Origin of the sequence: Brevibacillus sp., from assembly GCF_003521185.1 — a bacterium.
Taxonomy (GTDB): domain Bacteria; phylum Bacillota; class Bacilli; order Brevibacillales; family Brevibacillaceae; genus Brevibacillus; species Brevibacillus parabrevis.
In genome coordinates, this window is sequence record NZ_DOTK01000049.1 from 1 (window position 1) to 23,559 (window position 23,559).

General features: G+C 51.7%; 22 protein-coding genes. 4 read left to right on the plus strand and 18 right to left on the minus strand.

The window, feature by feature from the left end; translation table 11 throughout:
- Positions 1-299 precede the first annotated feature (299 nt).
- From DEP07_RS15240 to hprK, 11 genes are all read right to left on the minus strand, one after another.
- Complete coding sequence (locus DEP07_RS15240) at positions 300-860, minus strand: GNAT family N-acetyltransferase (RefSeq protein ID WP_242774050.1); 561 nt, start codon at positions 858-860, stop codon at positions 300-302.
- Between the two features lie 178 nt (positions 861-1,038).
- A complete protein-coding gene (gene hisIE, locus DEP07_RS15245) occupies positions 1,039-1,689 on the minus strand; it encodes a bifunctional phosphoribosyl-AMP cyclohydrolase/phosphoribosyl-ATP diphosphatase HisIE (RefSeq protein WP_281868873.1) in 651 nt (216 codons plus the stop codon).
- Positions 1,686-2,444 (minus strand): imidazole glycerol phosphate synthase subunit HisF, encoded by a 759-nt coding sequence (gene hisF, locus DEP07_RS15250; protein ID WP_281868874.1) that lies wholly within the window; start codon positions 2,442-2,444, stop codon positions 1,686-1,688. The genes hisIE and hisF overlap by 4 nt, the downstream gene beginning before the upstream one ends.
- The gene (hisA, locus tag DEP07_RS15255; RefSeq protein WP_281868875.1) at positions 2,434-3,183 is read right to left on the minus strand and encodes a 1-(5-phosphoribosyl)-5-[(5-phosphoribosylamino)methylideneamino]imidazole-4-carboxamide isomerase; all 750 of its coding nucleotides are present in this window, start codon (positions 3,181-3,183) and stop codon (positions 2,434-2,436) included. The genes hisF and hisA overlap by 11 nt, the downstream gene beginning before the upstream one ends.
- A complete protein-coding gene (hisH, locus tag DEP07_RS15260; RefSeq protein WP_122966115.1) occupies positions 3,180-3,794 on the minus strand; it encodes an imidazole glycerol phosphate synthase subunit HisH in 615 nt (204 codons plus the stop codon). Before hisH ends, hisA begins: the two co-directional genes overlap by 4 nt.
- 1 nt (position 3,795) lies before the next feature.
- A complete protein-coding gene (hisB, locus tag DEP07_RS15265) occupies positions 3,796-4,395 on the minus strand; it encodes an imidazoleglycerol-phosphate dehydratase HisB (RefSeq protein WP_122966114.1) in 600 nt (199 codons plus the stop codon).
- Positions 4,392-5,690: a histidinol dehydrogenase gene (hisD, locus tag DEP07_RS15270; protein WP_122966113.1), complete on the minus strand. Its 1,299-nt coding sequence runs from the start codon at positions 5,688-5,690 to the stop codon at positions 4,392-4,394. The genes hisB and hisD overlap by 4 nt, the downstream gene beginning before the upstream one ends.
- 22 nt (positions 5,691-5,712) lie before the next feature.
- Positions 5,713-6,360, minus strand: coding sequence for an ATP phosphoribosyltransferase (gene hisG / locus DEP07_RS15275; RefSeq protein ID WP_063229311.1), 648 nt, complete (start codon positions 6,358-6,360; stop codon positions 5,713-5,715).
- Between the two features lie 3 nt (positions 6,361-6,363).
- Positions 6,364-7,539: an ATP phosphoribosyltransferase regulatory subunit gene (locus DEP07_RS15280; protein ID WP_287102692.1), complete on the minus strand. Its 1,176-nt coding sequence runs from the start codon at positions 7,537-7,539 to the stop codon at positions 6,364-6,366.
- 226 nt (positions 7,540-7,765) lie between these two features.
- Positions 7,766-8,263: an acyltransferase gene (locus tag DEP07_RS15285; protein WP_122966111.1), complete on the minus strand. Its 498-nt coding sequence runs from the start codon at positions 8,261-8,263 to the stop codon at positions 7,766-7,768.
- 15 nt (positions 8,264-8,278) lie between these two features.
- Entirely contained in the window at positions 8,279-9,214 is a 936-nt protein-coding gene (gene hprK / locus DEP07_RS15290; RefSeq protein ID WP_063229308.1) for an HPr(Ser) kinase/phosphatase, read from the minus strand.
- Between the two features lie 244 nt (positions 9,215-9,458).
- Between hprK and DEP07_RS15295 the strand changes: the two genes are divergently transcribed.
- Genes DEP07_RS15295 through DEP07_RS15305 form a run of 3 tightly spaced genes read left to right on the plus strand, consistent with a single transcriptional unit; the run spans position 9,459 to position 11,585 of the window.
- Positions 9,459-10,811 (plus strand): sensor histidine kinase, encoded by a 1,353-nt coding sequence (locus DEP07_RS15295; protein ID WP_173596441.1) that lies wholly within the window; start codon positions 9,459-9,461, stop codon positions 10,809-10,811.
- 16 nt (positions 10,812-10,827) lie between these two features.
- Positions 10,828-11,436, plus strand: a complete 609-nt coding sequence (locus DEP07_RS15300; protein WP_173596440.1) for an accessory gene regulator ArgB-like protein — start codon at positions 10,828-10,830, stop codon at positions 11,434-11,436.
- Between the two features lie 5 nt (positions 11,437-11,441).
- Positions 11,442-11,585 carry a hypothetical protein gene (locus tag DEP07_RS15305; protein ID WP_173596439.1) on the plus strand — a complete coding sequence of 48 codons (144 nt, stop codon included), beginning with the start codon at positions 11,442-11,444 and terminating at the stop codon, positions 11,583-11,585.
- Positions 11,586-11,645: 60 nt separating this feature from the next.
- Here the strand turns inward: DEP07_RS15305 and DEP07_RS15310 are convergent, their stop codons facing one another.
- From DEP07_RS15310 to uvrB, 4 genes are all read right to left on the minus strand, one after another.
- Positions 11,646-12,014 carry a phage holin family protein gene (locus DEP07_RS15310; RefSeq protein ID WP_063229305.1) on the minus strand — a complete coding sequence of 123 codons (369 nt, stop codon included), beginning with the start codon at positions 12,012-12,014 and terminating at the stop codon, positions 11,646-11,648.
- 33 nt (positions 12,015-12,047) lie between these two features.
- The gene (locus DEP07_RS15315; RefSeq protein ID WP_122966108.1) at positions 12,048-12,677 is read right to left on the minus strand and encodes an HD domain-containing protein; all 630 of its coding nucleotides are present in this window, start codon (positions 12,675-12,677) and stop codon (positions 12,048-12,050) included.
- 124 nt (positions 12,678-12,801) lie between these two features.
- Entirely contained in the window at positions 12,802-15,669 is a 2,868-nt protein-coding gene (gene uvrA, locus DEP07_RS15320; RefSeq protein WP_063229303.1) for an excinuclease ABC subunit UvrA, read from the minus strand.
- 14 nt (positions 15,670-15,683) lie between these two features.
- Entirely contained in the window at positions 15,684-17,660 is a 1,977-nt protein-coding gene (uvrB, locus tag DEP07_RS15325; protein ID WP_122966107.1) for an excinuclease ABC subunit UvrB, read from the minus strand.
- 178 nt (positions 17,661-17,838) lie between these two features.
- Between uvrB and DEP07_RS15330 the strand changes: the two genes are divergently transcribed.
- Entirely contained in the window at positions 17,839-18,771 is a 933-nt protein-coding gene (locus tag DEP07_RS15330; RefSeq protein ID WP_122966106.1) for a flagellar hook assembly protein FlgD, read from the plus strand.
- A gap of 63 nt (positions 18,772-18,834) precedes the next feature.
- On the opposite strand, the gene DEP07_RS15335 is transcribed toward DEP07_RS15330, so the two are convergent.
- The 3 genes from DEP07_RS15335 to DEP07_RS15345 form a co-directional block, all read right to left on the minus strand.
- Positions 18,835-20,541, minus strand: coding sequence for a hypothetical protein (locus DEP07_RS15335; protein WP_287102693.1), 1,707 nt, complete (start codon positions 20,539-20,541; stop codon positions 18,835-18,837).
- Positions 20,542-20,691: 150 nt separating this feature from the next.
- Positions 20,692-21,960: a PDZ domain-containing protein gene (locus tag DEP07_RS15340; protein ID WP_122966104.1), complete on the minus strand. Its 1,269-nt coding sequence runs from the start codon at positions 21,958-21,960 to the stop codon at positions 20,692-20,694.
- A gap of 108 nt (positions 21,961-22,068) precedes the next feature.
- The gene (locus DEP07_RS15345) at positions 22,069-23,538 is read right to left on the minus strand and encodes a S41 family peptidase (protein WP_122966103.1); all 1,470 of its coding nucleotides are present in this window, start codon (positions 23,536-23,538) and stop codon (positions 22,069-22,071) included.
- Positions 23,539-23,559: the final 21 nt, after the last annotated feature.

Consider the following 23,559-nt stretch of genomic DNA (forward strand, 5'->3'; position numbering starts at 1 on the left):
CTTTCGCTGTTCAGTTTTCAAAGGGCATTTTTTGTCGAACGTTTCATATCTTATCACGTTCGTCATTTGCGAGTCAAGAACTTTTTTATCGAAAGTTGTTATCTTTTCTCGTTTTTTGTCGTCGTTCTTGGCGACAAGGAATAATCTATCACATATAAAAAATGAAATCAATAGTAAATTTCAAAGTTTTTTTCTTCCTGTGCAATCAATGCCCGCAATAGAGCCTTGCTAATCGCTGCATTCTCCAAACAAAAAAGAGCTGTTTCCGCTACATACAGCGGCTAACAGCTCCTTTGCACCTAATGGCTCAAAGCGAACTCTTCGCGTAAAATTCCCATCATAATCGTATCGTAATACTGCCCATTCACGTACTCGTTCTGGCGAAGCCGTCCTTCAACAACAAACCCGCATTTCTCATAAGCGCGAATCGCCCGGGTATTGCCGCTCCACGTATCGAGTTGCACACGATTCAGATTCAACCGCAAAAACAGAAAGCGAAGCAAAGTCTTCAACGTATCTGTCCCGTACCCTTTGCTCCAATACTCTTTTGCCAAAATCGCGATGCCAATCGTCGCTGTCCGCGTGACCGGATTGACATTGCGATAGTCACAATTGCCAATGTGAACACCTTCAAGCGTGTAAATCGAAAAAGCGAACCGATTCCATTTATCATCCAAACGAGACGTTCTCACGCTTTCCTCATACAAAGCCCGCAGCGTATCAAGCGAGACATTGCTGTACACCGCCATAGACGTTCCGGCGGCCAATGTTGCTGCCTCTTCGTCATTGCGCCACAGATACATTCTCTCCATATCCTCCGCCGCTACCGGGCGCAGTTCCACTACATTTCCTTTGATCAAATCGTTCCCTGCCTTTCAATCGGTGATTGTTTTCGTTACCAAGTCGTTCATGCTTGACGCTTGTTGTCTTCATAAGACATCACACCTTTCGAAAGTCAGATATTGGAATCATAACAAAAAACCACCCTACCGTACATAGAGTGGCTTCCAAACAAACTCAGGTGAGCGCCTGGAACGCTTAACGCCTGCCCCGCAACTCAGCAAGCACATCATCCAAAGGCAGCTTCTGTTCCCGCAACAAGACAAGCAAGTGAAAAAGCAGGTCGGAAGCTTCGTAGCGCAATTCCTCGTGGCTGCGATTTTTGGCCGCAATAATGACCTCCGCTGCCTCTTCCCCTACCTTTTTCAAGATTTTGTCGACGCCTTTTTCAAACAAGTAAGTCGTATACGAACCTTCCGGCCGCTCCGCTTCACGCTTCGCGATCAATTCCTCCAATTCGCCCAGAATCGCAAACCGCTCGCCTGCTTCTCCCTTTTCAAGCTCCTTTTCCCCTGCCAAAAGCTCTCCGAAAAAACAGCTGTAGGCCCCGGTATGACAAGCCGGACCATTCGGCACTACTTGCACGACGAGCGCGTCGCTGTCGCAATCCACCTGCATGGAAACAATCCGCTGGGTATTTCCCGACGTCGCTCCCTTATGCCACAGCTCTTGCCTGGATCGGCTCCAAAACCACGTTTCTTTCGTCTCCACCGACCGCAAAAACGACTCCTCATTCATATAGGCAAGCGTCAAAACAGCCTTGCTCTGTGCATCTTGAACAATGACAGGAATCAATCCGTTTTCGTCAAACCGCAACTTCTGCGCTGCAAGTGCAAGTTCTACTGTCATGGCCGCACGACAACTCCTTTTGTCTGGAGATACTCTTTCACCGATTGAATCGATGTCTCATCATAGTGGAAAATCGAAGCTGCCAAAGCAGCATCAGCCTTCCCCGCTGTCAGCACATCGTAAAAATGTTCCTTCGTTCCCGCTCCCCCAGAGGCAATCACCGGAATGTTTACCGCTTCCGACACTTGCTTGGTCAATTCAATCCCAAAGCCTTTCTTCTCGCCATCATCATCCATGCTGGTCAAAAGAATTTCGCCAGCTCCCAACTCTTCTGCTTCCTGCGCCCAGCTGATGACATCTTTTCCCGCAGAATTGCGCCCGCCGTGCGTATACACGTCCCAACGCCCTTCTCCCACCGCTCTGGCGTCGATCGCAACCACGATGCACTGGGAGCCGAACACACTCGCCCCTTCGCGAACCAGCTCCGGTCGAAGCACCGCAGCCGTATTCAACGAGATTTTATCCGCACCCGCCCGCAAAATCCGCTTCATGTCCTCCACGCTGTTGATCCCGCCGCCAACGGTAAAAGGAATCGTAATATTCGCTGCCGTCCGCTCGATGACGTCCACCATTGTCTTGCGCCCTTCGTGGGAAGCGGAAATATCGAGAAAAACAAGCTCGTCCGCCCGCTCCCCGCTGTATTTTTTTGCCAGTTCGACCGGATCTCCGGCGTCGCGCAGCCCTACAAACTGAACCCCTTTTACGACACGACCGTCTTTTACGTCGAGACAAGGGATGATTCGTTTAGCCAACATTGCTTTCACGTCCCTCCATCCGACCAAGCGCTTCTTCCAATGTAAAAGCGTCCGTGTAGAGCGCTTTTCCGACAATCGCCCCGGAAACACCGTCGGCTGCGTGCTGGGCCAACACCAGAAGATCGTCAAGCTGGCTTACTCCTCCCGATGCGATCACCGACTTGCCTGTCGCTTGCGCAAGTGCAGCAATTTCCGCGACATTCGGCCCTGTCATCGTACCGTCACGGGCGATATCTGTATAAATGAACGTTTCCGCGCCATACGTGACGAGCCGCTTGGCCAGCTCAGTCGCTGACACGTCAGTCGTCTCCAGCCACCCCCGCGTCGCCACCATGCCGTTGCGGCAGTCCAGCCCGATGGCGATTTGGTCGCCATAAACTTGCAAAATCCGCTTGGTAAAAGGCTCGTCTTCAATCGCCGCCGTACCGACGATCACCCTCGCCACACCTGCTTCAAGGTAGTCCTTGATCTGCTCTTCCGTGCGGATGCCGCCGCCGACTTGCACAGGTACGGAAATCGTGCGGGCAATTTCCTTGATGATCGCAACGTTGACCGGCTTCCCTTCCTTGGCGCCGTCCAGATCAACGAGATGTACCCAGGATGCTCCCTGTTCCACCCAACGCTTTGCCATGGCAAGCGGAGAATCGGCGTACACCGTTTCCTTTGCATAATCTCCTTGAAACAACCGCACGCATTTTCCACCGCGAATATCAATAGCTGGATAAATGATAAAACTCACGCCAAAACCCCCTCGCATTGAACGGCAAAATTGCGCAGCAGCCGCATTCCGGTCTCGCCGCTTTTTTCCGGGTGGAACTGCATCCCGTACACTTCGCCCTGCGCCACAATCGCTGTCACATCCTGATAGTAGTCGCTCGTCGAAAGCAGCGCCTCTGGTTTGCACTTCACATGATAAGAGTGGACAAAGTAGACATAATCGCCTTCTGCAACTCCCGCCAAAAGCGGATGCTCGCGGTGCAGACGCAACTGATTCCAGCCCATGTGCGGCACCTTGTAATCCCCTTGGAAGCGGACTGCTTCTCCGCCAATCAAGCCAAGCCCGGTATTTTCCCCATGCTCCTCGCTTTTGTCGAACAAGAGCTGCATCCCCAGACAGATGCCCAAAATCGGCCTGTTTGTAGCCGCGTACGAACGGATGGCTTGATCCAGCCCCAGCTCTCTGATGTTCGCAATAGCGTCGCCAAAAGCCCCTACTCCGGGCAAAATCAACCCGCTATACTCCTGCAACCGCTCAGGGGCGGACACAAATTCGTACGAATAACCGAGCCGCTCCAGAGCCTTGCTCAAGCTGTACAAGTTGCCCATGCCATAGTCGATGATGCCAATCATGCTACAAAACCCCTTTGGTAGACGGGACCCCTTTGACACGCGGATCAATCGTCGTCGCTTCGTCCAGAGCGCGGCCGAGCGCTTTGAAAATGGCTTCGATCATATGGTGCGTATTGTGGCCGTAATGCAAAATCACGTGCAAGTTGATCCGCGCTTCAAGCGCCAGCTTCCATAAAAACTCGTGCACAAGCTCAGTCGGAAATTGCCCAACCATGTTCGTCGGATAGGCAGCCCGATACTCCAGATGCGGCCGATTGCTAATGTCGATCACCACTTGGGCCAGCGCGTCATCCATCGGAACAAAAGCGTTGCCGTACCGTTTGATTCCTTTTTTGTCCCCCAACGCCTCGCGGATACAATGTCCGAGACAAATGCCGATATCCTCCACCGTGTGGTGATAGTCGATCTCGATATCCCCTTTTGCTTTTACCGCCAGATCGAAATGCCCGTGACGCGTGAACAAGTCAAGCATGTGATCCAAAAAGGGTACGCCTGAAGCCTGACTGCTTTCCCCGGAACCATCCACCCCAAAGGAAAGGGCGATTTGCGTCTCATTTGTGTTGCGCTCTATTTCTGCTGTACGCAGCGTACGTTCACTCATCGTTTGCCACACTCCTGCTCTTCGCGTTCAAAGTCGCGCAGCCTTTCCGCTATGGCGCGCCCATGTCCTGCCAACCCTTCCTGTTCAGCCAGGGTAACGATCTTTTGTCCGTTTTTTCGCAAATCATGCTTGCTGTAGGAAATGACACTGGACTTTTTAATAAAGTCATCCACTGACAGAGGAGAGGAAAAACGCGCAGTGCCATTGGTCGGAATGACGTGATTCGTTCCGGCAAAATAATCCCCGACAGGCTCCGAGCTGTACGGGCCGAGAAAAATAGCCCCGGCATTTTGTACCTTCCCAAGCTGTGCGAATGGCTCGGCAATCATGATCTCCAAATGTTCGGGAGCGATCTGGTTGATGACCGCAAACCCTTCGTCCAAATCCTTGACAAGCAAAATGGCTCCGTAGTCGCGAATGGCTGCCGCGGCGATCGCATGGCGGGGCAAATCCGCCAACTGCCGTTCTACCTCAACAGCTACCTGCTCGGCCAACTCCTGCGACGCAGTGACCAGGATGGCAGCAGACATCGGATCGTGCTCAGCCTGCGACAGCAAATCCGCAGCTACATAACGCGGATTGGCCGTTTCGTCAGCCAATACGGCAATCTCGCTCGGTCCTGCCACCATGTCGATACTGACCAGCCCAAACACTTCCCGCTTTGCCAGAGCGACAAAAATATTTCCCGGTCCGACGATCTTGTCTACCGCCCTGATTTGCTCCGTTCCATAGGTGAGTGCCGCAATGGCTTGCGCTCCGCCCACTTTGTATATCTCCGTTACCCCCGCAATTTGCGCTGCGACGAGAATCGCCGGGTTTACTTTGCCGTCCGCTCCGGGAGGCGTTGTAATCACTACTTCTGGAACGCCCGCAATTTTTGCCGGAATCGCATTCATCAACACACTAGAAGGATAGGCTGCCGTGCCCCCTGGCACATACAGTCCCGCCCGCTGCAAAGGACGAACCAGCTGCCCCAGCATCGTGCCGCTTTCTTTTGTCACAAACCACGACTGGCGCACCTGACGACTATGATAATCGCGGATGTTCTCTGCCGCTTCCTCCAGTGCAGCTTTGACCTGTGCAGATACTTGCCCGTTCGCCTCGGCAAATTCCGCCTCCGTCACCCGAAACTGCTCCAGTCGCACGCGGTCAAACCTCTCTGTATACTCCCGCAATGCTTCATCTTTGCGCTCCCGAACATCCGTCAAAATGGCTCTGACAGCTTCTTGCTGTTCTCTCGTACCCGACTCCACTGACCGCTTCCCGTCAAACTCGCTGGCTGCCATAATCCGCATGGTCGCTCTCCTCTCCCCGTCTCTATTTTCTGCCTGGAATGACCTCAAGAAATTTTCCGGCGATGTCATCGACCGCTTCGCTTTTCATCCGATAGCTCGCTCGATTGGCAATCAGCCGAGTCGTAATCTCGCAAATATGCTCCAGCTCCACCAAGCCATTTTCCTTGAGCGTCCGCCCCGTAGAGACAATATCCACGATGCGGTCAGCCAGTCCGATCATCGGAGCCAGCTCAACCGAGCCATTCAGCTTGATAACTTCGACCTGCTGCCCTTGCTCGCGAAAATAACGGGAAGCAATCTTCGGGTATTTCGTCGCTACTCGCGGCGAGTCGGTCGGCTTCCAATCGGGCAATCCTGCCACCATCATGCGGCAGTAGCCAATCTGCAAATCCAGCAGCTCGTACACATCCCGTTCTTCTTCGAGCAAAACATCCTTGCCGACTACACCCACATCAGCAACTCCGTACTCCACATATGTCGGGACATCGGCAGGCTTTGCCAGGATGAACTCAAGACTGGCATTTTCCACCGGAATGACCAGCTTGCGCGAGTCCTGCAACTCAGCCGTTACTTCCAGGCCAGCTTGCTGCAAAAAGTGCACAGCCTCTTCAAAAATCCGCCCCTTGGGCATGGCAATCGTCAGCTTTTGCTCATTTGCGAAAAACGCCATCTGCTAATCCTCCTGTTCCGTCATGCAAATCACCCTGCTGTATCCTTGACCATTTTCTGCCGCGATCTCTGCCCTGCCGCCAACGAGTCTCGTGATAACCACGACTCCCTCCGCCCTCAGCTGCTGTGCCTTTGCCAGCGCTTCCTGACGCCGTTTTTCCGTATACAGCAGCAAAATTCGTTCGGTAGTTTCCCCTTTTACAGAGGGAGTAACGGTCAAAAGCCGATCCATTTTAATCGCAAACCCGGTGGCAGGAGCGGAACGTCCGAATTGCGCCAAAAGCTGATCATAACGGCCGCCACCCAACAGCGGAGAGCCGAGATCGGCTGCGTATCCTTCAAACACGACACCCGTGTAGTAATTCAGATTGATAATCAAATTGAAGTCCAACAGCAAATCTTCGGTGACGCCGTAAGCTTCCAGTGAGTCCCACAGCGAAGCAATCGTTTCTACCGCCAGCCCCGCTTTTCCATCCCCTGCTAAGGCTCTCGCCTCGGCAATCTTGCCTTTTCCGCCGCGCAAACGAAGCAAGGCATCCAGCCGTTTCTTCGCTTCGAAATCGATCCCGATCGTCTCCAGCAATTGGCGAAAACCAACAAAATCGCGTTCGTACAAAAACTGGCGGAATTGCTGGCGCGTGTCCTCATCGGCAATCACATCCTCCAAAAGCCCGTCAACAAAATCAACGTGTCCGATGGCAATGCGGAACGTCTCTACCCCTGCCGCACGCAGACAAAATACAGCAAGCGCGATGGCCTCGGCATCCGCATCAACTGAGCCATCCCCGATCAGCTCAATTCCCGTTTGAAAAAACTCCGCATTCCGGCCAGCTTCCTTTTCCTGCGCCCGAAATACATTGGCCTGGTAAAACAGCCGGATCGGCAGCGGCACATCCTTATATAAAGAAGAAACAACGCGAGCGATTGGCGTAGTCATATCCGGCCGAAGCACAACGGTATGCCCCTGTTTATCCAAAAGCCGGAACATTCGGTCCGTCAATGTTGCGCTCGCCGTCCCGACCGTATCGTAATACTCCAGAGAAGGCGTGGAGATTTCCTCGTATCCCCAACGCTCGATACAATGTCGCAACGACCGCTCCAAATGCCGTTGTTTCGCCAGTGATTCCGGTAATATGTCCCGCATCCCCAGCGGTTTTTCAAATCCCAACGGCTTCGCCATCGTCATTCCCTCCACCCATTCGCTTTACTCTGCTAATATGGTAACAAACTAAAGTGTTATGAAGAAGATTACCACGAAGCTCCGTTTAAGGTCAACAGAGATAAGAATAGTCGAAAAATTCTTTACCATGATCTTGCGCTACATAAAATATAGAAAAGAAGCCCGCCAATCAACGGACTCCCTTTTCTACCTAATTCTTCTACTCGCTGACGAACAGCCCTACTCCCTAATGGTCCGCAAGCCCTCCGGCGCGGATCACTTGCATCGGATTGCCGCCGACAAAAGCCCCCGGCGCTACGTCTTTATGTACCACGGTTCCTGCTGCTACGATCGCTCCGTCCCCAATCGTCACGCCTGGCAAGATAGTCGTATTGGCTCCAATCAACACTCTGTCGCCGATGATTACTTCGCCCAAGCGGTATTCCTCGACCAGATACTCATGAGCGAGGATGGTCGTATTGTAGCCAATCACACTGTTCTTGCCGATTTTGATCAACTCCGGAAACATCGTATCCATCATGACCATCAACGCCACGGCAGTCTCATGCCCGACCTCCATGCGCAAAAAAGTACGGTACATCCAGTTTTTCCAGGCCGGAAAAGGCGTATAGCGGGCAAGCTGGATGACAATGAAGTTTTTCATGACTTTCCAAAAGCTGACCGTGCGATACATTTGCCAGAGAGGGTTCGCTCCCTGGACCGGATAACGTGTTGTCTTTCTCATGCGCTGCTCCTCGTCCTACAAGTCCGAATCGGCATCTTCCAAAATCGCGTTGGACTGCTTGCGCGAGAAGTGCATCGCCGCATTGTAGCCCATCCGCTTCAAGCGGAAGTTCATCGCCGCCACTTCGATAATGACAGCCAGATTTCGTCCTGGGCGCACTGGAACGGTAATGATCGGAATTTCCGTGTCCATGATCTTCAACGTTTCTTCGTCCAGCCCCAGACGTTCGTACATTTTGTGTGGCTCCCACAGCTCCAGTTGAACCACCATTTCAATATTTTTCACATTGCGGACCGCACCTGCTCCGAACATGGTCATCACGTTGATGATCCCCACCCCGCGAATTTCAAGCAGATGCTGAATCAGTTCGGGGGCGCTGCCGCTAAGCTGACCACCTTGCGTCTGGCGAATCTCGACAGCGTCGTCTGCAACCAGGCGATGCCCGCGCTTGACCAGCTCCAGAGCCGCTTCGCTTTTCCCGATTCCGCTCGATCCCATAATCAGAACCCCGACGCCGTAAATGTCTGTGAGCACCCCGTGAATCGTGGTAGTAGGCGCGAGGCGATTCTCCAGAAAGTTGGTCATTTTGCCGACAAGCGTAGTCGTAGCCAGAGGGGATTGAAGTACAGGCACGCCCCAGTTGTTCGACGCCTCGATCATTTCCTCAGGTACAGGCTGGTTGCGGGTGACGCAAAAACATGGCGTCTGCCCTTGCATCAAAAAGTTCATCCGCTCCAGTCGTTCATCTCGGTTCAACGTTTGGAAAAAGTTGATTTCCGTCAAGCCAAACAGCTGAATCCGCTCTTCCGCGTAATAGGAGTAGTAGCCAGCCAACTGCAATCCGGGACGGCTCAAATCCGTCACTGTAATCTCGCGTCCCAGCCCTTCCTCGCCACTCAAAATCGTCATATTGAAATGATCCACAATGTGGCTTACATTTGTCCTTCGCATCAAAGCTTCCCCCTTGTCTGGGATAACCGTCCCCGGTAGTTCTTCTATTGTATCGAAACCGTCTTGCCTCCGACAACCTTTGCCAGGCAAGTCCTCGTGTCTATCGGATCAATTTGTCGTATCATTTACATTTTTCTTGTTATTTCATAAGATAGAAAATGAGGTTGGTATCAGGCAAAATCCGAGTTACAGTTCATATATAGACTGTTTTTCCGAATGTCGGACAAAAAGAGGAGGCAACAACTTGGACTTTTTACTCCGTTTCTTACTCGTAGACCTACCCGAAGCCTTCTTGCTACTGACGATTAGTTTAGCTTTTTTCAACCTGTCGGTGTTTGAGAAGAAAAAACAAGCTATTCTCTTTAGCCTGTTGTTTGCCGTGACTGGTGAACTGCTCACTGTGTTGGAGGTATTGTATCAGCCGAAAGTGATGCTGATGTTTGTATGTACAGTTGTTCTCCTTGTTCTTTTCTACCACTTCAATCTTCTCAAAGCGGTTTTTATGGGAACAGTTGCAATCGGTATTATGCTTCTAACCGAGTCAATTATCATTGCCATTTTTAACAGTCAGCAATTATTTTTAGAGGAGATCATGTCCTCTACCACTCTGGCTGTCGTAGCACGTATTTTGTACCTCGGCGTCTTTCTGGCCGTTTGCATACTGTTACGAGCAAATAAGTTCGATATTCGCCAGATGTTCCAGTACAACAATTTGAATCGGTTAAATCGATATCTGTTCCTGCTGATCTTATTGGGCAGTATTGAATTTTTCCTTATCTTGTTCATGAACACATCGTTTTTTCTACGAGGAAACAATTCATCCATATTCGCTCTTTATACTCCACAGTTTCAATTGTTTTTTCAACTGGCCATTTTGGGGCTATTTATTGCCATTGTAATTTTGTTCCGTATTTATTTAAACCTGACTATCAATCGGGTAGAAGAAGAAACAGGCACACCTTATTTGAGCAGCATTCAAGATTTATATACGGCTGTTCGCTCTATCAAGCATGACTCCTTGAACCATTACACTGCCATCAACGGCCTTTTGAAAAAAGAATTGCATAGTCATGCGAAAGAATACGTGGAACAACTGCTGAAGGAAACCGTTTTGATCGAAAAATCTGCGGATTCAAGCTCGCAAATATTGGAGCAAATCAAAAATCCTGCAATCGCCTCTTTGTTGCAATCCAAAATGGTAGTCTGCCTGGCTGAGCGGATCTCGCTCACGATGGAAATAAAAGAAATCAGCCAGTTCTCACAATATAAGACATATGATCTGATCAAAATGTTAGGCAACTTACTCGACAACGCCATTCGCGCAACCTCCTTTGAACTGGAGGAAAATCGTTACATACGCTTGGAATGGGGCCAAACAGACAGCGAGCATTACCTCTATATCGAAAACAGTGGCCCAACAATTCCCGAGAACAAGCTGAATGGAATCTTCCAAATGGGCTATACCACCAAAAAGAATGGAGAAGGCGGACTTGGACTCGCGATTGTCAAAAACGTAATAGAACGACACAATGGCAAAATTCAGGTTAAATCTGCTGATGGCATCACCAGTTTTCGCATTTCGTTTGTAAATCGATAGCAGGGAGGCCCCCAATATGACCTGGACAGGGAAAATGTCAGGGAAAATTGCCCAACGCATCAAGACAGACGATACGCCGTATACTGTGGGACAACTCGCACACGGAATCGAACTTTTCTTGCTTAATGCTCTTAATCTTTTCATCATTCTGCTCGTATCTGCTGCATTAGGATTACTTGTGGAAGTTGTTCCTCTTCTATGCAGTCTCTTTATACTCCGAACGTTGACGGGCGGCGTTCATTTGAAAAACCCGTGGTCATGCCTGGGAGCAACACTCCTACTCCTGTTAGTCGGTGGCGCCATTATCAAATATGTTCCCATGCCTTCTCCCCCTGCCTTGTCACTCCTGACACTTATTACTGCAGGGGCAGGCGCTCTGATCAATTACTTATACGGTCCAGCAAAACATACGTACATGCCTGACAATCCTGCAATTCAAAAAAGACACCGGAAGATCGCAATATTACTAATCACAGTCGGTTGCATTCTTTCACTATTGTTGGTAGAATATTCCTATAAGCACTCTATGACTTACATCCTAGCAGTTTTCTATCAATCTTTATTTCTTACGCCTGCTTCGTTTCGGCTCGTATCTGTTCTGGAAAAAACTTTTTCGAGAGGATGATACTCATGAAGAAAGTGCTTTCGACTGTTTGCAAGTTCTTTGGCGGTCTGTCTAATTTGAATTCCTCAGGCGCTTTAAAAGCTGCCATATTCCATGAACCTCTTCCGCCACACATGAGAGAAGAAGAAAAATCAAAAGTTCAAGCATGATCCCCTATCACTAACAAACCCGCGCACTCCTCAACGAGCACGCGGGTTTTTTGATGCTTGCTACCTTTTCTCTTTTTTCATGCCGACGACCATTTCAATCAGCCAGCCGAAAATACTCATCAGCGCAGCGGCTACCATCACGATGCCGATGTTGTCTGGCCACGGTCCTACCTCGAAACCGTCGATGAAGTAGGCTGTCAAAGCAAACGTCAGGGCGTTGATGACGAACCAGAACAGCCCCATCGTCAAGATCGTCAGCGGCAAGGTGAAAAACGTCAAAACGGGGCGGATCAACGTGTTCACGACACCCAAAATCAGAATGGCCCACAAGGCCACGGTGAAATTGGCAACATAGATAGACGTAAACCATTTGCTGATCAGAAGCAAGGCCGCGCCGTTCAGCAGCATTTTGATTATCCAACGGATCATTCTCATTCCTCCTTTGGCTGGCGTCACCAGTGTCTACAAGAGCCCTTTTCCTTCCAAGTCCCAGCGCTCAAAAAATCGAACCATGAACTCGTGACGCTCCTCGGCAATTTGCCGGGCTGTTTGCGTATACAGCCTGTCTTTGATGCGTCTCAGCTTCCATTCGTATTCTTTTGCCGGAGTATGCTGCTCCTCGTCGTCGGATTGGATAGGACCTCCAATAACACCAGTATAAGCAAAAACTCTGGCGACTCCAATAGCGCCTATTGAATCGAGTTTATCTGCATCAAACAAAATTTTCTCCTCCAACGATGCCGGAGGACGGTCTTTGCGAAAGCGATGAGCCAATATAGCCGACTGCACTCGCTTGATCTCTGCTTGCTCCATTCCTCGCTCTTGCAGCCATGTTCCTGCTGCCCTCGCGCTGATCTCGGCATGGCATTCGCCGGTTGCGCGCTCTTGTGCCCTTCCGACATCGTGCAGCAACGCTGCCAGCCGCAATACCTGCATGTCCGCCCCTTCCTCGCAGCCAATCCGCTCGCACATCGCCATGACGCGCAGATTATGCTGCCAGTCATGAGCCGGGTCCTGCCCGTCAAAACAGCGCTCGGCCTCCTGAACCAAATCGGCCGGAAGCGCAGCTATCGCTTGCTTTGCGTAATCCATAGCTTCTCCTCCTCCGTCTCGCCCTTGCATTACCGCACGACCATGTGCCAGTTGCCAGTCACTCGTTTTCTTTGTTAAACAGCAAAAGACGCCCCCCTGAACAATCAGAGAGGCAGTCTTTGGTTTACTTCGACACCAGCTGTTCCAGCTTGGCAATCGTTCTCGCTTTGTCTCTTTCCAAAATCGGCTTGAGGTATGTTCCGGTATACGAGCCTTCCAGCTTCGCCACTTCTTCCGGAGTACCCGAGCCGACGATCTGACCGCCGCGCGTACCGCCCTCTGGCCCCAGATCGACGATGTAGTCAACTGTCTTGATGACGTCCAGGTTGTGCTCGATGACCAGTACCGTATCGCCATTTTCCACCAGACGCTGCAACACCTTCAACAGACGATCAATATCGTCTGTGTGCAACCCTGTCGTCGGTTCGTCCAAGATGTACAGCGTACGCCCTGTGCTGCGGCGATACAGCTCGGATGCGAGCTTGACACGCTGCGCTTCGCCGCCGGAGAGAGTCGTCGCAGGCTGTCCAAGCTTCATGTAGCCAAGACCTACATCCACGATCGTTTGCAGCTTGCGCTCGATCTTCGGCAGGTTGCGGAAAAACTCAACCGCATCCTCAATCGTCATCTCCAAGACGTCTGCGATGCTCTTGCCTTTGTATTTCACATCGAGAGTCTCCCGGTTGTAGCGCTTGCCATGGCACACTTCGCAAGGCACGTACACGTCCGGCAAAAAGTGCATCTCGATTTTGATAATCCCGTCACCGCTGCACGCCTCGCAACGGCCGCCTTTGACGTTGAAGCTGAAACGGCCCTTTTTGTAACCGCGCACCTTGGCTTCGTTCGTCGAGGCAAACAAATCGCGAATGTCATCAAAAACACCCGTATACGTCGCCGGATTGGAGCGCGGCGTCCGGCCAATCGGCGATTGATCGATGTCGATCACTTTGTCCAAATGCTCCAGCCCGACGATTCGGCGGTGTTCGCCCGGTTTTACTTTGGCGCCGTTCAGATCGCGCGACAGCACCTTTTGCAAAATCTCATTGATGAGCGTACTTTTCCCGGAGCCTGATACCCCTGTCACAGCAACGAACAGCCCCAGCGGAAATTTGGCCGTAACGTTTTTCAGGTTGTTTTCCTTCGCGCCTTCGATCTTCACCCATTTGTCAGATGGCTTTCTGCGCTCCAGCGGAACAGGAATGAACTTTCTGCCGCTCAAATAAGCGCCTGTCAGCGAGTTCTCATCTTTCATCACTTCTTCCGGTGTGCCGGCAGACACTACTTGACCGCCGTGGATGCCTGCTCCCGGACCGATATCGATAATATAATCGCAAGCCATCATCGTATCTTCGTCGTGCTCGACGACGATCAGCGTATTCCCCAACTTGGTCATATGCTCCAACGTTTTGATCAGGCGGGCGTTGTCCCGCTGATGCAGACCAATGCTCGGCTCATCGAGAATGTAGAGGACGCCCATCAAGCTGGAGCCGATCTGGGTAGCAAGCCTGATCCGCTGCGCCTCTCCCCCGGACAAAGTCCCTGCCGCCCGGCTCAAGGTGAGATAATCCAGTCCGACATCAATCAAAAAGTTAAGCCGTGCCTTGATTTCTTTGACGATCAGATTGGCGATCTTCGCTTCCCGCTCCGTCAGCTCCAGTCCGTCAACGAACTGATGGGCATCGAGAATAGACAAAGTCGTCAGCTCCGAAATGCTGCGCTCGCCGATCTTCACAGCGAGGCTCTCCTGGCGCAAACGATGCCCTTTGCAGACAGGACAAGGCTTTTGGCTCATGAAGCCTTCGATTTGCTCGCGAATGTAGTCGGAGCTGGTCTCCAGATGACGCCTTTGCAGGTTGGGCACGACGCCCTCGAATGGCACGACTGCTTCCCGCACTTGCCCGAACTCATTTTCATAACGGAACTGGATTTTCTCTCCTTCGCTGCCGTACATCAAAATCTGCACCTGCTCAGGAGTCAGCTCCTCGTACGGGATATCCATGCGAATATGGAAGTGGCGGCAAGCCGATTCCAACAACTGCTGGTAATACGTCGACGACTTCGGCTCCCATGCGCCGATCGCCCCTTCGTGCAACGTCTTGGTGGCATCTGGAACAACCATATCCGGGTCTACTTCCAGCTTTACTCCCAACCCGTCGCACTCCGAGCACGCACCGAACGGGCTGTTAAAGGAGAAAATCCGCGGCTCCAGCTCGCCAATGGAAAATCCGCAAATCGGGCAAGCGTGCTTCTCGCTGAACAACAGCTCCTCTTGTTCCATCACGTCGACGATGACCTTGCCATCTGCCAGACGCAAGGCCGTTTCCAGGGAATCCGCCAGGCGGGACTGCACATCCGGCTTCACGACAACGCGGTCCACCACAACCTCAATGTTGTGCTTCTTGTTTTTCTCCAGCTTGATGTCCTCGGACAAATCGGTAATCTCGCCATTTACGCGCACGCGAACAAAGCCTTGCTTGCGGATATCTTCCAACAGCTTGACGTGCTCGCCTTTGCGCCCCTGAACCATCGGAGCGAGAATTTGCATTTTGGTGCGCTCCGGATACTCCATCAGGCGATCGACCATCTGTTCAATCGTCTGGGATTGAATCTCGATGCCGTGTTCGGGACAAATCGCCCGGCCGACACGCGCATACAACAAGCGCAAGTAGTCGTAAATCTCCGTGACCGTACCAACCGTAGAGCGCGGGTTGCGGCTCGTTGTCTTCTGATCGATGGAGATCGCAGGAGACAGCCCTTCGATCGAATCGACATCCGGCTTGTCCATCTGCCCGAGAAACTGGCGGGCATAAGCAGACAGGGACTCGACATAACGGCGTTGTCCCTCTGCATAAATCGTGTCAAAAGCAAGCGAGGACTTCCCCGAACCGGACAAACCCGTCAAAACGACGAATTTGTCCCGCGGGATCACTACATCAATATTTTTCAGATTGTGGGCACGAGCGCCCTTGACGACAATATGTTCCAATGGCATGAAAATACCTCTCCTTAGAGTTCCGCCTTCAGTTCCAAAATCAAATCACGCAGTTCGGCCGCACGTTCGAACATCAAGTTGCGCGCCGCTTCCTTCATTTCTTCTTCCATACGCTCGATAACAGCCAGTCGATCCTTCTTCGGCATCTTCTTGAAGTCCGCATGTGGCAAATAGTCCGCTTTTTCCTCTGCCACCTTGGTCGCCTCGATCACTTCGCGCACGGCCTTTTTCACCGTCTGCGGCGTAATTCCGTGCTTCTCGTTGTAAGCGATCTGAATAGCTCGCCTGCGTTCTGTCTCGCGAATCGCGGAGTTCATCGAATCTGTCATTTTGTCGGCGTACATGATGACGCGCCCCTCAGCGTTACGGGCTGCCCGGCCGATCGTCTGAATCAGCGAACGCTCGTTGCGCAGGAAGCCTTCTTTATCGGCATCCAAAATCGCCACAAGCGATACTTCCGGCAAGTCCAAGCCTTCCCGCAGCAGGTTGATCCCGATCAGCACGTCAAATTCGCCCAAACGCAAGGAACGCAAAATTTGCATCCGTTCGATCGTCTTGATGTCGGAGTGCAGATAGCGTACCTTGATCCCGATTTCCTTGAGGTAGTCCGTCAAGTCCTCGGACATTTTTTTCGTCAGAGTCGTGACCAGTACGCGCTCGTTTTTGGCAATCGTCGCCTGGATTTCCCCGATGAGATCGTCAATCTGTCCTTTGATCGGGCGAACCGAGATCGTCGGATCGATCAGCCCTGTTGGACGGATGACTTGCTGCACCACTTCCGGGCAATGCTCCAGCTCGTACGGGCCGGGCGTTGCAGAAATGTAGATAGCCTGGTTGACCTTTTCCTCAAACTCCTGGAATTGCAGCGGTCGGTTGTCCTTCGCAGACGGCAGGCGGAATCCGTGCTCAACCAGGACGTTTTTGCGCGCCTGGTCGCCGTTGTACATCCCCCGCACTTGCGGCAAAGTCATGTGCGACTCGTCGATCAGCAAAAGGTAGTCCTCTGGAAAGTAGTCCATCAAAGTGTACGGAGCGTGCCCTGCTGGCAGCCCTGTCAAATGTCGCGAGTAGTTTTCAATCCCGGAGCAAAAGCCCATCTCCAGCATCATTTCGACATCGTAGCGCGTGCGCTGTTCCAGTCGCTGCGCTTCCAGCAGCTTTCCCGCCGCTTTAAGCTCGGCCAATCGCTCTTCCAGCTCCACTTCGATGCTTTGAACGGCCAGCTTCATTTTTTCTTCGCGGGTGACATAGTGAGAAGCAGGGAAAATGGCTACGTGGTCGCGCTGTCCCAAAATCTCTCCGGTCAACACATCGATAGAGGTAATCCGCTCAATTTCGTCCCCGAAAAACTCCACACGAATAGCCTGTTCGCTCTGCGACGCGGGAAAAATCTCCACGACGTCTCCACGAACCCGGAAGGTCCCGCGTGTGAAGTTGATATCATTGCGCGTGTACTGAATGTCGACCAGGCGATGCAAAATCTCGTCTCGGCCTTTTTCCATCCCCACTCGCAGCGACAGCAACAGTTCCTTGTACTCTTCAGGCGAACCCAAACCGTAAATACAAGAGACAGAAGCGACAATGATGACGTCCCTCCGCTCAAACAACGCACTGGTCGCCGAGTGACGCAGCTTGTCGATCTCGTCGTTGATGCTGGAGTCTTTTTCAATAAATGTATCCGATTGGGGAATGTATGCTTCTGGCTGATAGTAGTCGTAGTAGCTGACGAAGTATTCCACCGCGTTATTCGGGAAAAACTCCTTGAACTCTGCGCAAAGCTGGGCAGCCAGTGTCTTGTTGTGCGCCATCACCAGCGTCGGCTTGTTCACCTGGGCAATTACTTGGGCAGCCGTAAACGTCTTTCCCGTACCTGTTGCACCGAGCAGTGTCTGGTGCCGCTTGCCTGCCTGGATGCCTGCCACCAGTTCGGCGATAGCGGTCGGCTGGTCACCGGACGGTTGATACTCCGATACCAATTCAAAACGCTCCATTCCCTCGTTCATCTCCTCGTTGCAAGACTGTTCTATTTCCATTATAACACAATTTAAGCTCTGATAAGCCAGAAATTCGAACAAATGTTTGTCTTCATCCTTCGACAGATTATACCGATAATAAGTAGTAGTGCACAAGTATGTACGGTTAGACTCGCCACCTTCAGGGAGGATCGACATGTCAGATATCGGAACCACCGTTAAAAATAATCCTTATATACAGCCACACATGAGCTACCAGGGCAAAAAAGAGTTCTCGGCAGAGCTGGATAACAATGCGTTCATGAAGCTTTTGCTGGAACAGTTGAAGCACCAGGACCCTACATCCCCGATGGATAACTCGCAGTTCATTCAGCAAACGAGCATGATGACCATGGTGGAGCAAATGAAAAAGATGTCCACTTTGATGGAACAATCCAACAACAGCATGCTGACGCTGGAAAAATACGAAGCGCTGACGGGTCGCACCGCAACCTACTCCCTCACGACCAAAGACGAAGTGACGGGAGAAACTGCGACTCAAACAAAAGAAGGCGTGCTGGAAGCCGTCTACATGGACAAGGGCAAAATATACTTCCGCATTACCGGAGAGACTAACCCGATTCCGCTTGCAGACATCAAAGGACTGGAGTCGCAAGGCATGACGGGGAATGCGCTGGACAGCAGCCTCAAGTTCATGAATATGATCGGCAAAGACGTTTCGTACAAAACGACCAAAGAAATAGACAAAGACGGAAACCCGGCTACTACGGACGACATCACGAAAGTCGACGAAATCGCCAACGCCGTCATCACCGGATTCACAACAAAAGACGGAATCACTCAGTTCTCGCTGAACAACGGTCAGACGGTCAAGCTCGATCAGGTCGTCGGCATGAGCGTGAAGCCGGAAAACAATGCCATGAGCAACTCGTTGCAATATGCGCAAATGATCGGTTTCAACGTCACTTACACAGAAAGCCAAACCAACACGGACGGTTCAAGCTCAAACAACAGCCTGAATGGCGTCATCAAGGCTGTCAGCATGAAAAACGGCATCGTAGAGTTCGTCTTGGCTGATGACAAAAAAATTGCGCTGAATCAAATCACCGGATTTGAAGCGAGCGCCTAGTCTAGTTACACACAAAAGCCGCCTCTTCTGTAACGCAGAAAGAAGGCGGCTTCTTATTTTTGCTTATTCTTTGATAATGGTCTGCCCCGTCAAAGCATCAACATACACCGTCGTGTCAATCTTGGCATTTGCTCCGCAGAAGCAGTGCGAGCGAGTTTGCCGGAAAGACAGGTCGTAGCCCAGTTTAAAGGTAATCGCATTCGTCTGCGCATCCCGCTGGTGAATGTAGTTCAGTTCAAGCGGCAATACGCCGAGCAACCGATCCATGGCAGCCTGCTCCTTGATCGCCTTGGAGCTTGCAGGGTACACCACGTTTTCCGGACGGTTTATGCTGACTTCTTCGATTTTGCCCGTCCATGAATTTACTTTGACCGTATACATGCCAGCTTCTTCACTCTGTCCGATTCGGTAGACCGGGACATTTCCCAGCAGTGGATCAAGAGCCAGCGAGGTGTACTTCTCGTCGCCGATATCCGTCACTCGCAGCTGGTTGCTGCCGGAAAGAACAAGCCGCTTCAACAGCATTTCCACTGTTTTGCGATCGCGGTTTTTGTCGGTTTTGGCAGCAGCCCCTGGTTCATTCGCCTGTCTGTAAATAAACTGCTGCATCTGTCCCGTCTTGGCATCTGTTACGAGCATGATGTGCTGCCCCTCAGCCTTACTGACGCCCTCTGGGAACTGGCCGATTTGGTATTTCTTGTCCTGGTCAGTTGCGTCCTTTTGGAAGTGGCCCCAGATAAAATAGCGCACAGCCTCACCGTTGTCGTGTTTCTCCTCCAAAATGGTCATCGGCAATCTTGCCGTTTCCAGTTTGAACAGGATGCGCAGCAAGTTGCGTGCCTCTTTCTCTGTTTGGGCCGTCCATTTTTCTCCTGTACCGGTTACATTTAAAATTTGCGGCAATTTGTCAGGTGCGGCCAACTTTTTACCGCTCGTGGCATCCACTGCGCTTCCTGTATGTTCATTCGCAATGATGCCGCCTTTAACGATATAGGCAAGCTTCGCTTCCGTCCGGTTTGGCTGGTCCTGCTCCGGCAACAAATAGACCAGCTCCAGCGGTCGGCTCGCCTTCCATTGCGTCAGAGCTTGTGCAGGAGACAAGACGCGTTGCGCGGAAGGAAGCGTCGCAGGATTTATTTTTTCGTACAAGCGTCCATCAAATGTTTCAAACGCGATGATCCGTCCCGCTGCGTCAAAGCTGACAAAGTTGTCGTAGGCGTCGTCCAACGCTACATTGTTTACTTTGCGGACGAGTCTGACCGTGAGTTTGCCGCCTGCTTTCGTCACTTCTCTGGCCTGATACGTGCTGCCTGATGCAGCCAAGCCCGCGACAAACGCCTGCGCCCGAGCCTGCGCCTGCTGCTCGGTAGGAAAAGCCGGCTTCGTAGCCGCTTTGGGAGCAAGTTCGAGTTTGAGCAAATTACCTGTGGCCGAATCAAAAATGGCTCCGTCGACTGCCTTGTTTGCCTCAGCAGCGGAAAGCGCAAAAGAAACCTTTGCTCCACTGACTCCGGGACCATCCACATCCCCAACGTACACAACGTGCCGTGCAGACAGTTCAGGCAAAAGACGAACCAGTGTTTGAACCCCTTTTGTTACAGGAACAGGGACAGCAACAACTTCCTGGGCACGCGCTACTGCTCCTGACGCAGCCGCCTTGTCAGGGCTAGTGCTGGCTCCCGCAAGTGGCACCACGATCAGACTTGTCGCGGCTAATGCTCCAGTCAAGACACACAGGACCGTTTTTTTGATTTCGGACAAATGCCTCACTCCCCTTTTTTCCTCGTACATTAAGACGTTCCAGTTCCGCATAAGTTTCTGAATAGACAAACACATCAAGAAAAAATTTTTTATCGAATCCGTCCCTTTTATGAAAAAAAGGCGTGCAACATCTGTCGCACACCTTCTCTTCCCCTTTGCTCAAGCGCCTACATTCAGTTTTTCAAGCTTTTGCTTGATCAGCTCAACTACGCTGGAGCGTTTCAAATCGACAAATACGCGAGTGGTTGCATCCGGCACTACGATAATGCCCAACTGATGATGGTTGCCAGCGTAGACTGCACACTGCACGAACTTCAGCTCTCCATCGCGCGTGAGCACTTCCATTTTGCAAAAAGCCGAGTTGGCTTGCAAGGCCGGATACAAATCCGTCTTATCCCGCACTGGAATGCCGTTCACTTTGACGATGATCTCCCCTGGAGCAATCCCGATTTCTTCCGCCCGCGTGCCCGGAATGACTCCCATCACCTTGATGCCGCGCGAGGATTGGATGAAATACGGTGACCGCTGCCGCTCTTTTAGCTGACTCCAGAAAAACAACGCTTCGTGTCCGAATAACGCGAACAAAGCGGCGAGCAGAACAAGCGGCATGAACAACACCGACAAGGCACAAAGCGCCAAAAGCCCGATAGCGTACCAGATGAGGCTTTTGGAAATTTGCTTTGCCTTGCTGCGTGGTGTCATCGTTTGGGTCATATCGGAAAAACCGGTGACCGTAGGCAACAGCAACAAGCCAAAGGAAGCAAGCTCACCCGAAAAAAACGGCCAGCCCGGATACAAAGTGCCGCTGATCGTTCCCGGCTCGACCTGAACAAACAGGGCAAGCGGAGTCAGCCAGAAAGAATGCAACAAATACGCACCGACAATGCGCCCGCGCTGCCCTTCGACAAACAGCGGCGAAGCATCTCTGCCTCCGTTCCAGCGGACGAGCATCGCTTCAATCAAATGCATGATCGCCACCAAGGCAAGCAGCGGCACTGGCTTGGCTTGCAGCAACATTGTCCAGACAGGACCGATGACCTCGACGTCTTTCAGCCCCGGAGCTACTTGGGCAATTGTGTGCAAAATCGCGAGCAAGCCTGCGGCATACGCGAAGCAAAGAAAACGTAAACGAATCAGCGCCAACAGCAGAGCCAATCCCCATAAAATCCATAAATCTTGCGCCTGTACAACTACTCCCAGTCCTGCGGCGAGAAGAGAGATGCAAAGCCCCCCTACTACGCCCATGCCTGCCGCCCGGATTGTCGAAAGGAGCGGTGTTTGCATGCGTGCGGCAAACAGCTGCCTTTCCAGGTTCATTTGCCTGCGATAGTGCAAGTAAATGAAGCCGAGAAACAGGTAAAAGACGGGGTTGAGAAAAAACGCGGCAAAGCCATATGCAATGGAAAGCATATCTGCCTGAATCGCCAAATGCCTCACCTCAAATAGAAAAAAGAAAACCACGACATGTGATTTGCCGTGGTTATCATTTCTACGGAAACAAGGGGATTCCCTGCTTCCATATTCTTGTTATTTTCATTACTTGCCGCTGACAACGTCCAGAGCCTTTTGCAATTGCAGGTCATTCTCCGGTTTGCGCATGGTCTCGCGCAAGCTGTCTTCCAGTTGACTGCGCGTGGCAGCGTCCACTTTCCCGGTTACAGGAAGCTTCTTCGCGGTTTGGAACTGCTTGATTGCCTGCTCCGTCTTCTCATCGAAGTAGCCGTCATCACGACCTGGCGACAAATTCAGTCCGGTCAGGATCAGTTGCAGATTCTTCACGTCGTTGCCCGCCATATCCTTGGCAAGCTCCTTGTCCGCTGGCAGTTGCGTCGCATTGAAATACTCAGGCTGCGCGACTTTGAAGTCCGGTTCGATCCCTTTTTTGTGAATCCATTCGCCGCTTGGCGTAACCCATTTGGCGATAGTCAGCTTCAACTGGCTCTTGTCTGTCATTTCCATCGTGCTTTGGACAGTTCCTTTGCCGAAGCTCTTTTCACCGACCAGCTTGTAGTGTCCGCTGTCGCGCATCGCGCCCGCCAAAATCTCCGAGGCGCTTGCGCTGCCCCCGTTGATCAGGACGGTGATTGGATACGGTTTGGCCGCATCTGTCATAGAACGATACTCTTCTTTTTGCTGTCCGCCAGTACCGTACTCAATGGCGACGATGACTCCTTTTTTCGGCACGAGCACTTCGCCGATTTCCTTGACTGCGAGCAAGTAACCGCCCGGATTGCCGCGCACGTCGATGACGAGTCCGCCAATCCCCTTTTTCTCCAGGGAAGCCAATTGATCTTTGAAGTGTTTCGCTGTCTCCGTCGAGAATTGAGTAATGGCGATCACGCCAACCTTCACGCCGTTTTTCTCAAGGATTTGACTGTTCACTGTCTCGATCGGAATATCGTCACGGATGCACACGATGTTCAGCGGTTCCGCTACGCCTGCCCGAACGACTTTCAGTACAGCCTTCGTACCTTTTGGCCCGCGAATTTTCGTCACGGCCTGGTGCAAATCGAGACCTTCCAGCGATTCTCCGTTGACGCTCAAAATCTGGTCGTTTGGTCTGAGACCTGCCCGTTCAGCCGGGGAGCCTTTGAATGGCGAGACGACGGTAACCCGTCCATTTTGCATCGTTACCTCTGTCCCGATTCCCTGGAAGGTCGAATGCAGTGTAGAGGTAAACTCTTCTGCCGATTTCGGATCCATGTAATCGCTGTAAGGGTCTTCCAAAGCCCCAACCATGCCGCCGATTGCGCCTTCTACCAACTGATCGTTGGTAACGGTTTGAATGTAATCTTTTTTAATCGCTGTAAAAGCTTCGTACAGCTTTTTGAACTCCTGCGGATATTCCGAGCTTCCCGAAAACACTGTGCTGGTAGAAGCCGTCAAGGCGCCACTCTGTGTTGCGTTCGCGCTGGCTGAAGTCTTCATCAGCGCTATGGTCAAAAAGCTGCTGGCTACCATCGAAATGAGCACAAGCGCTAATACAGTACGTCCTTTCCATCTCACTACTCACGTCACCATCCTTTG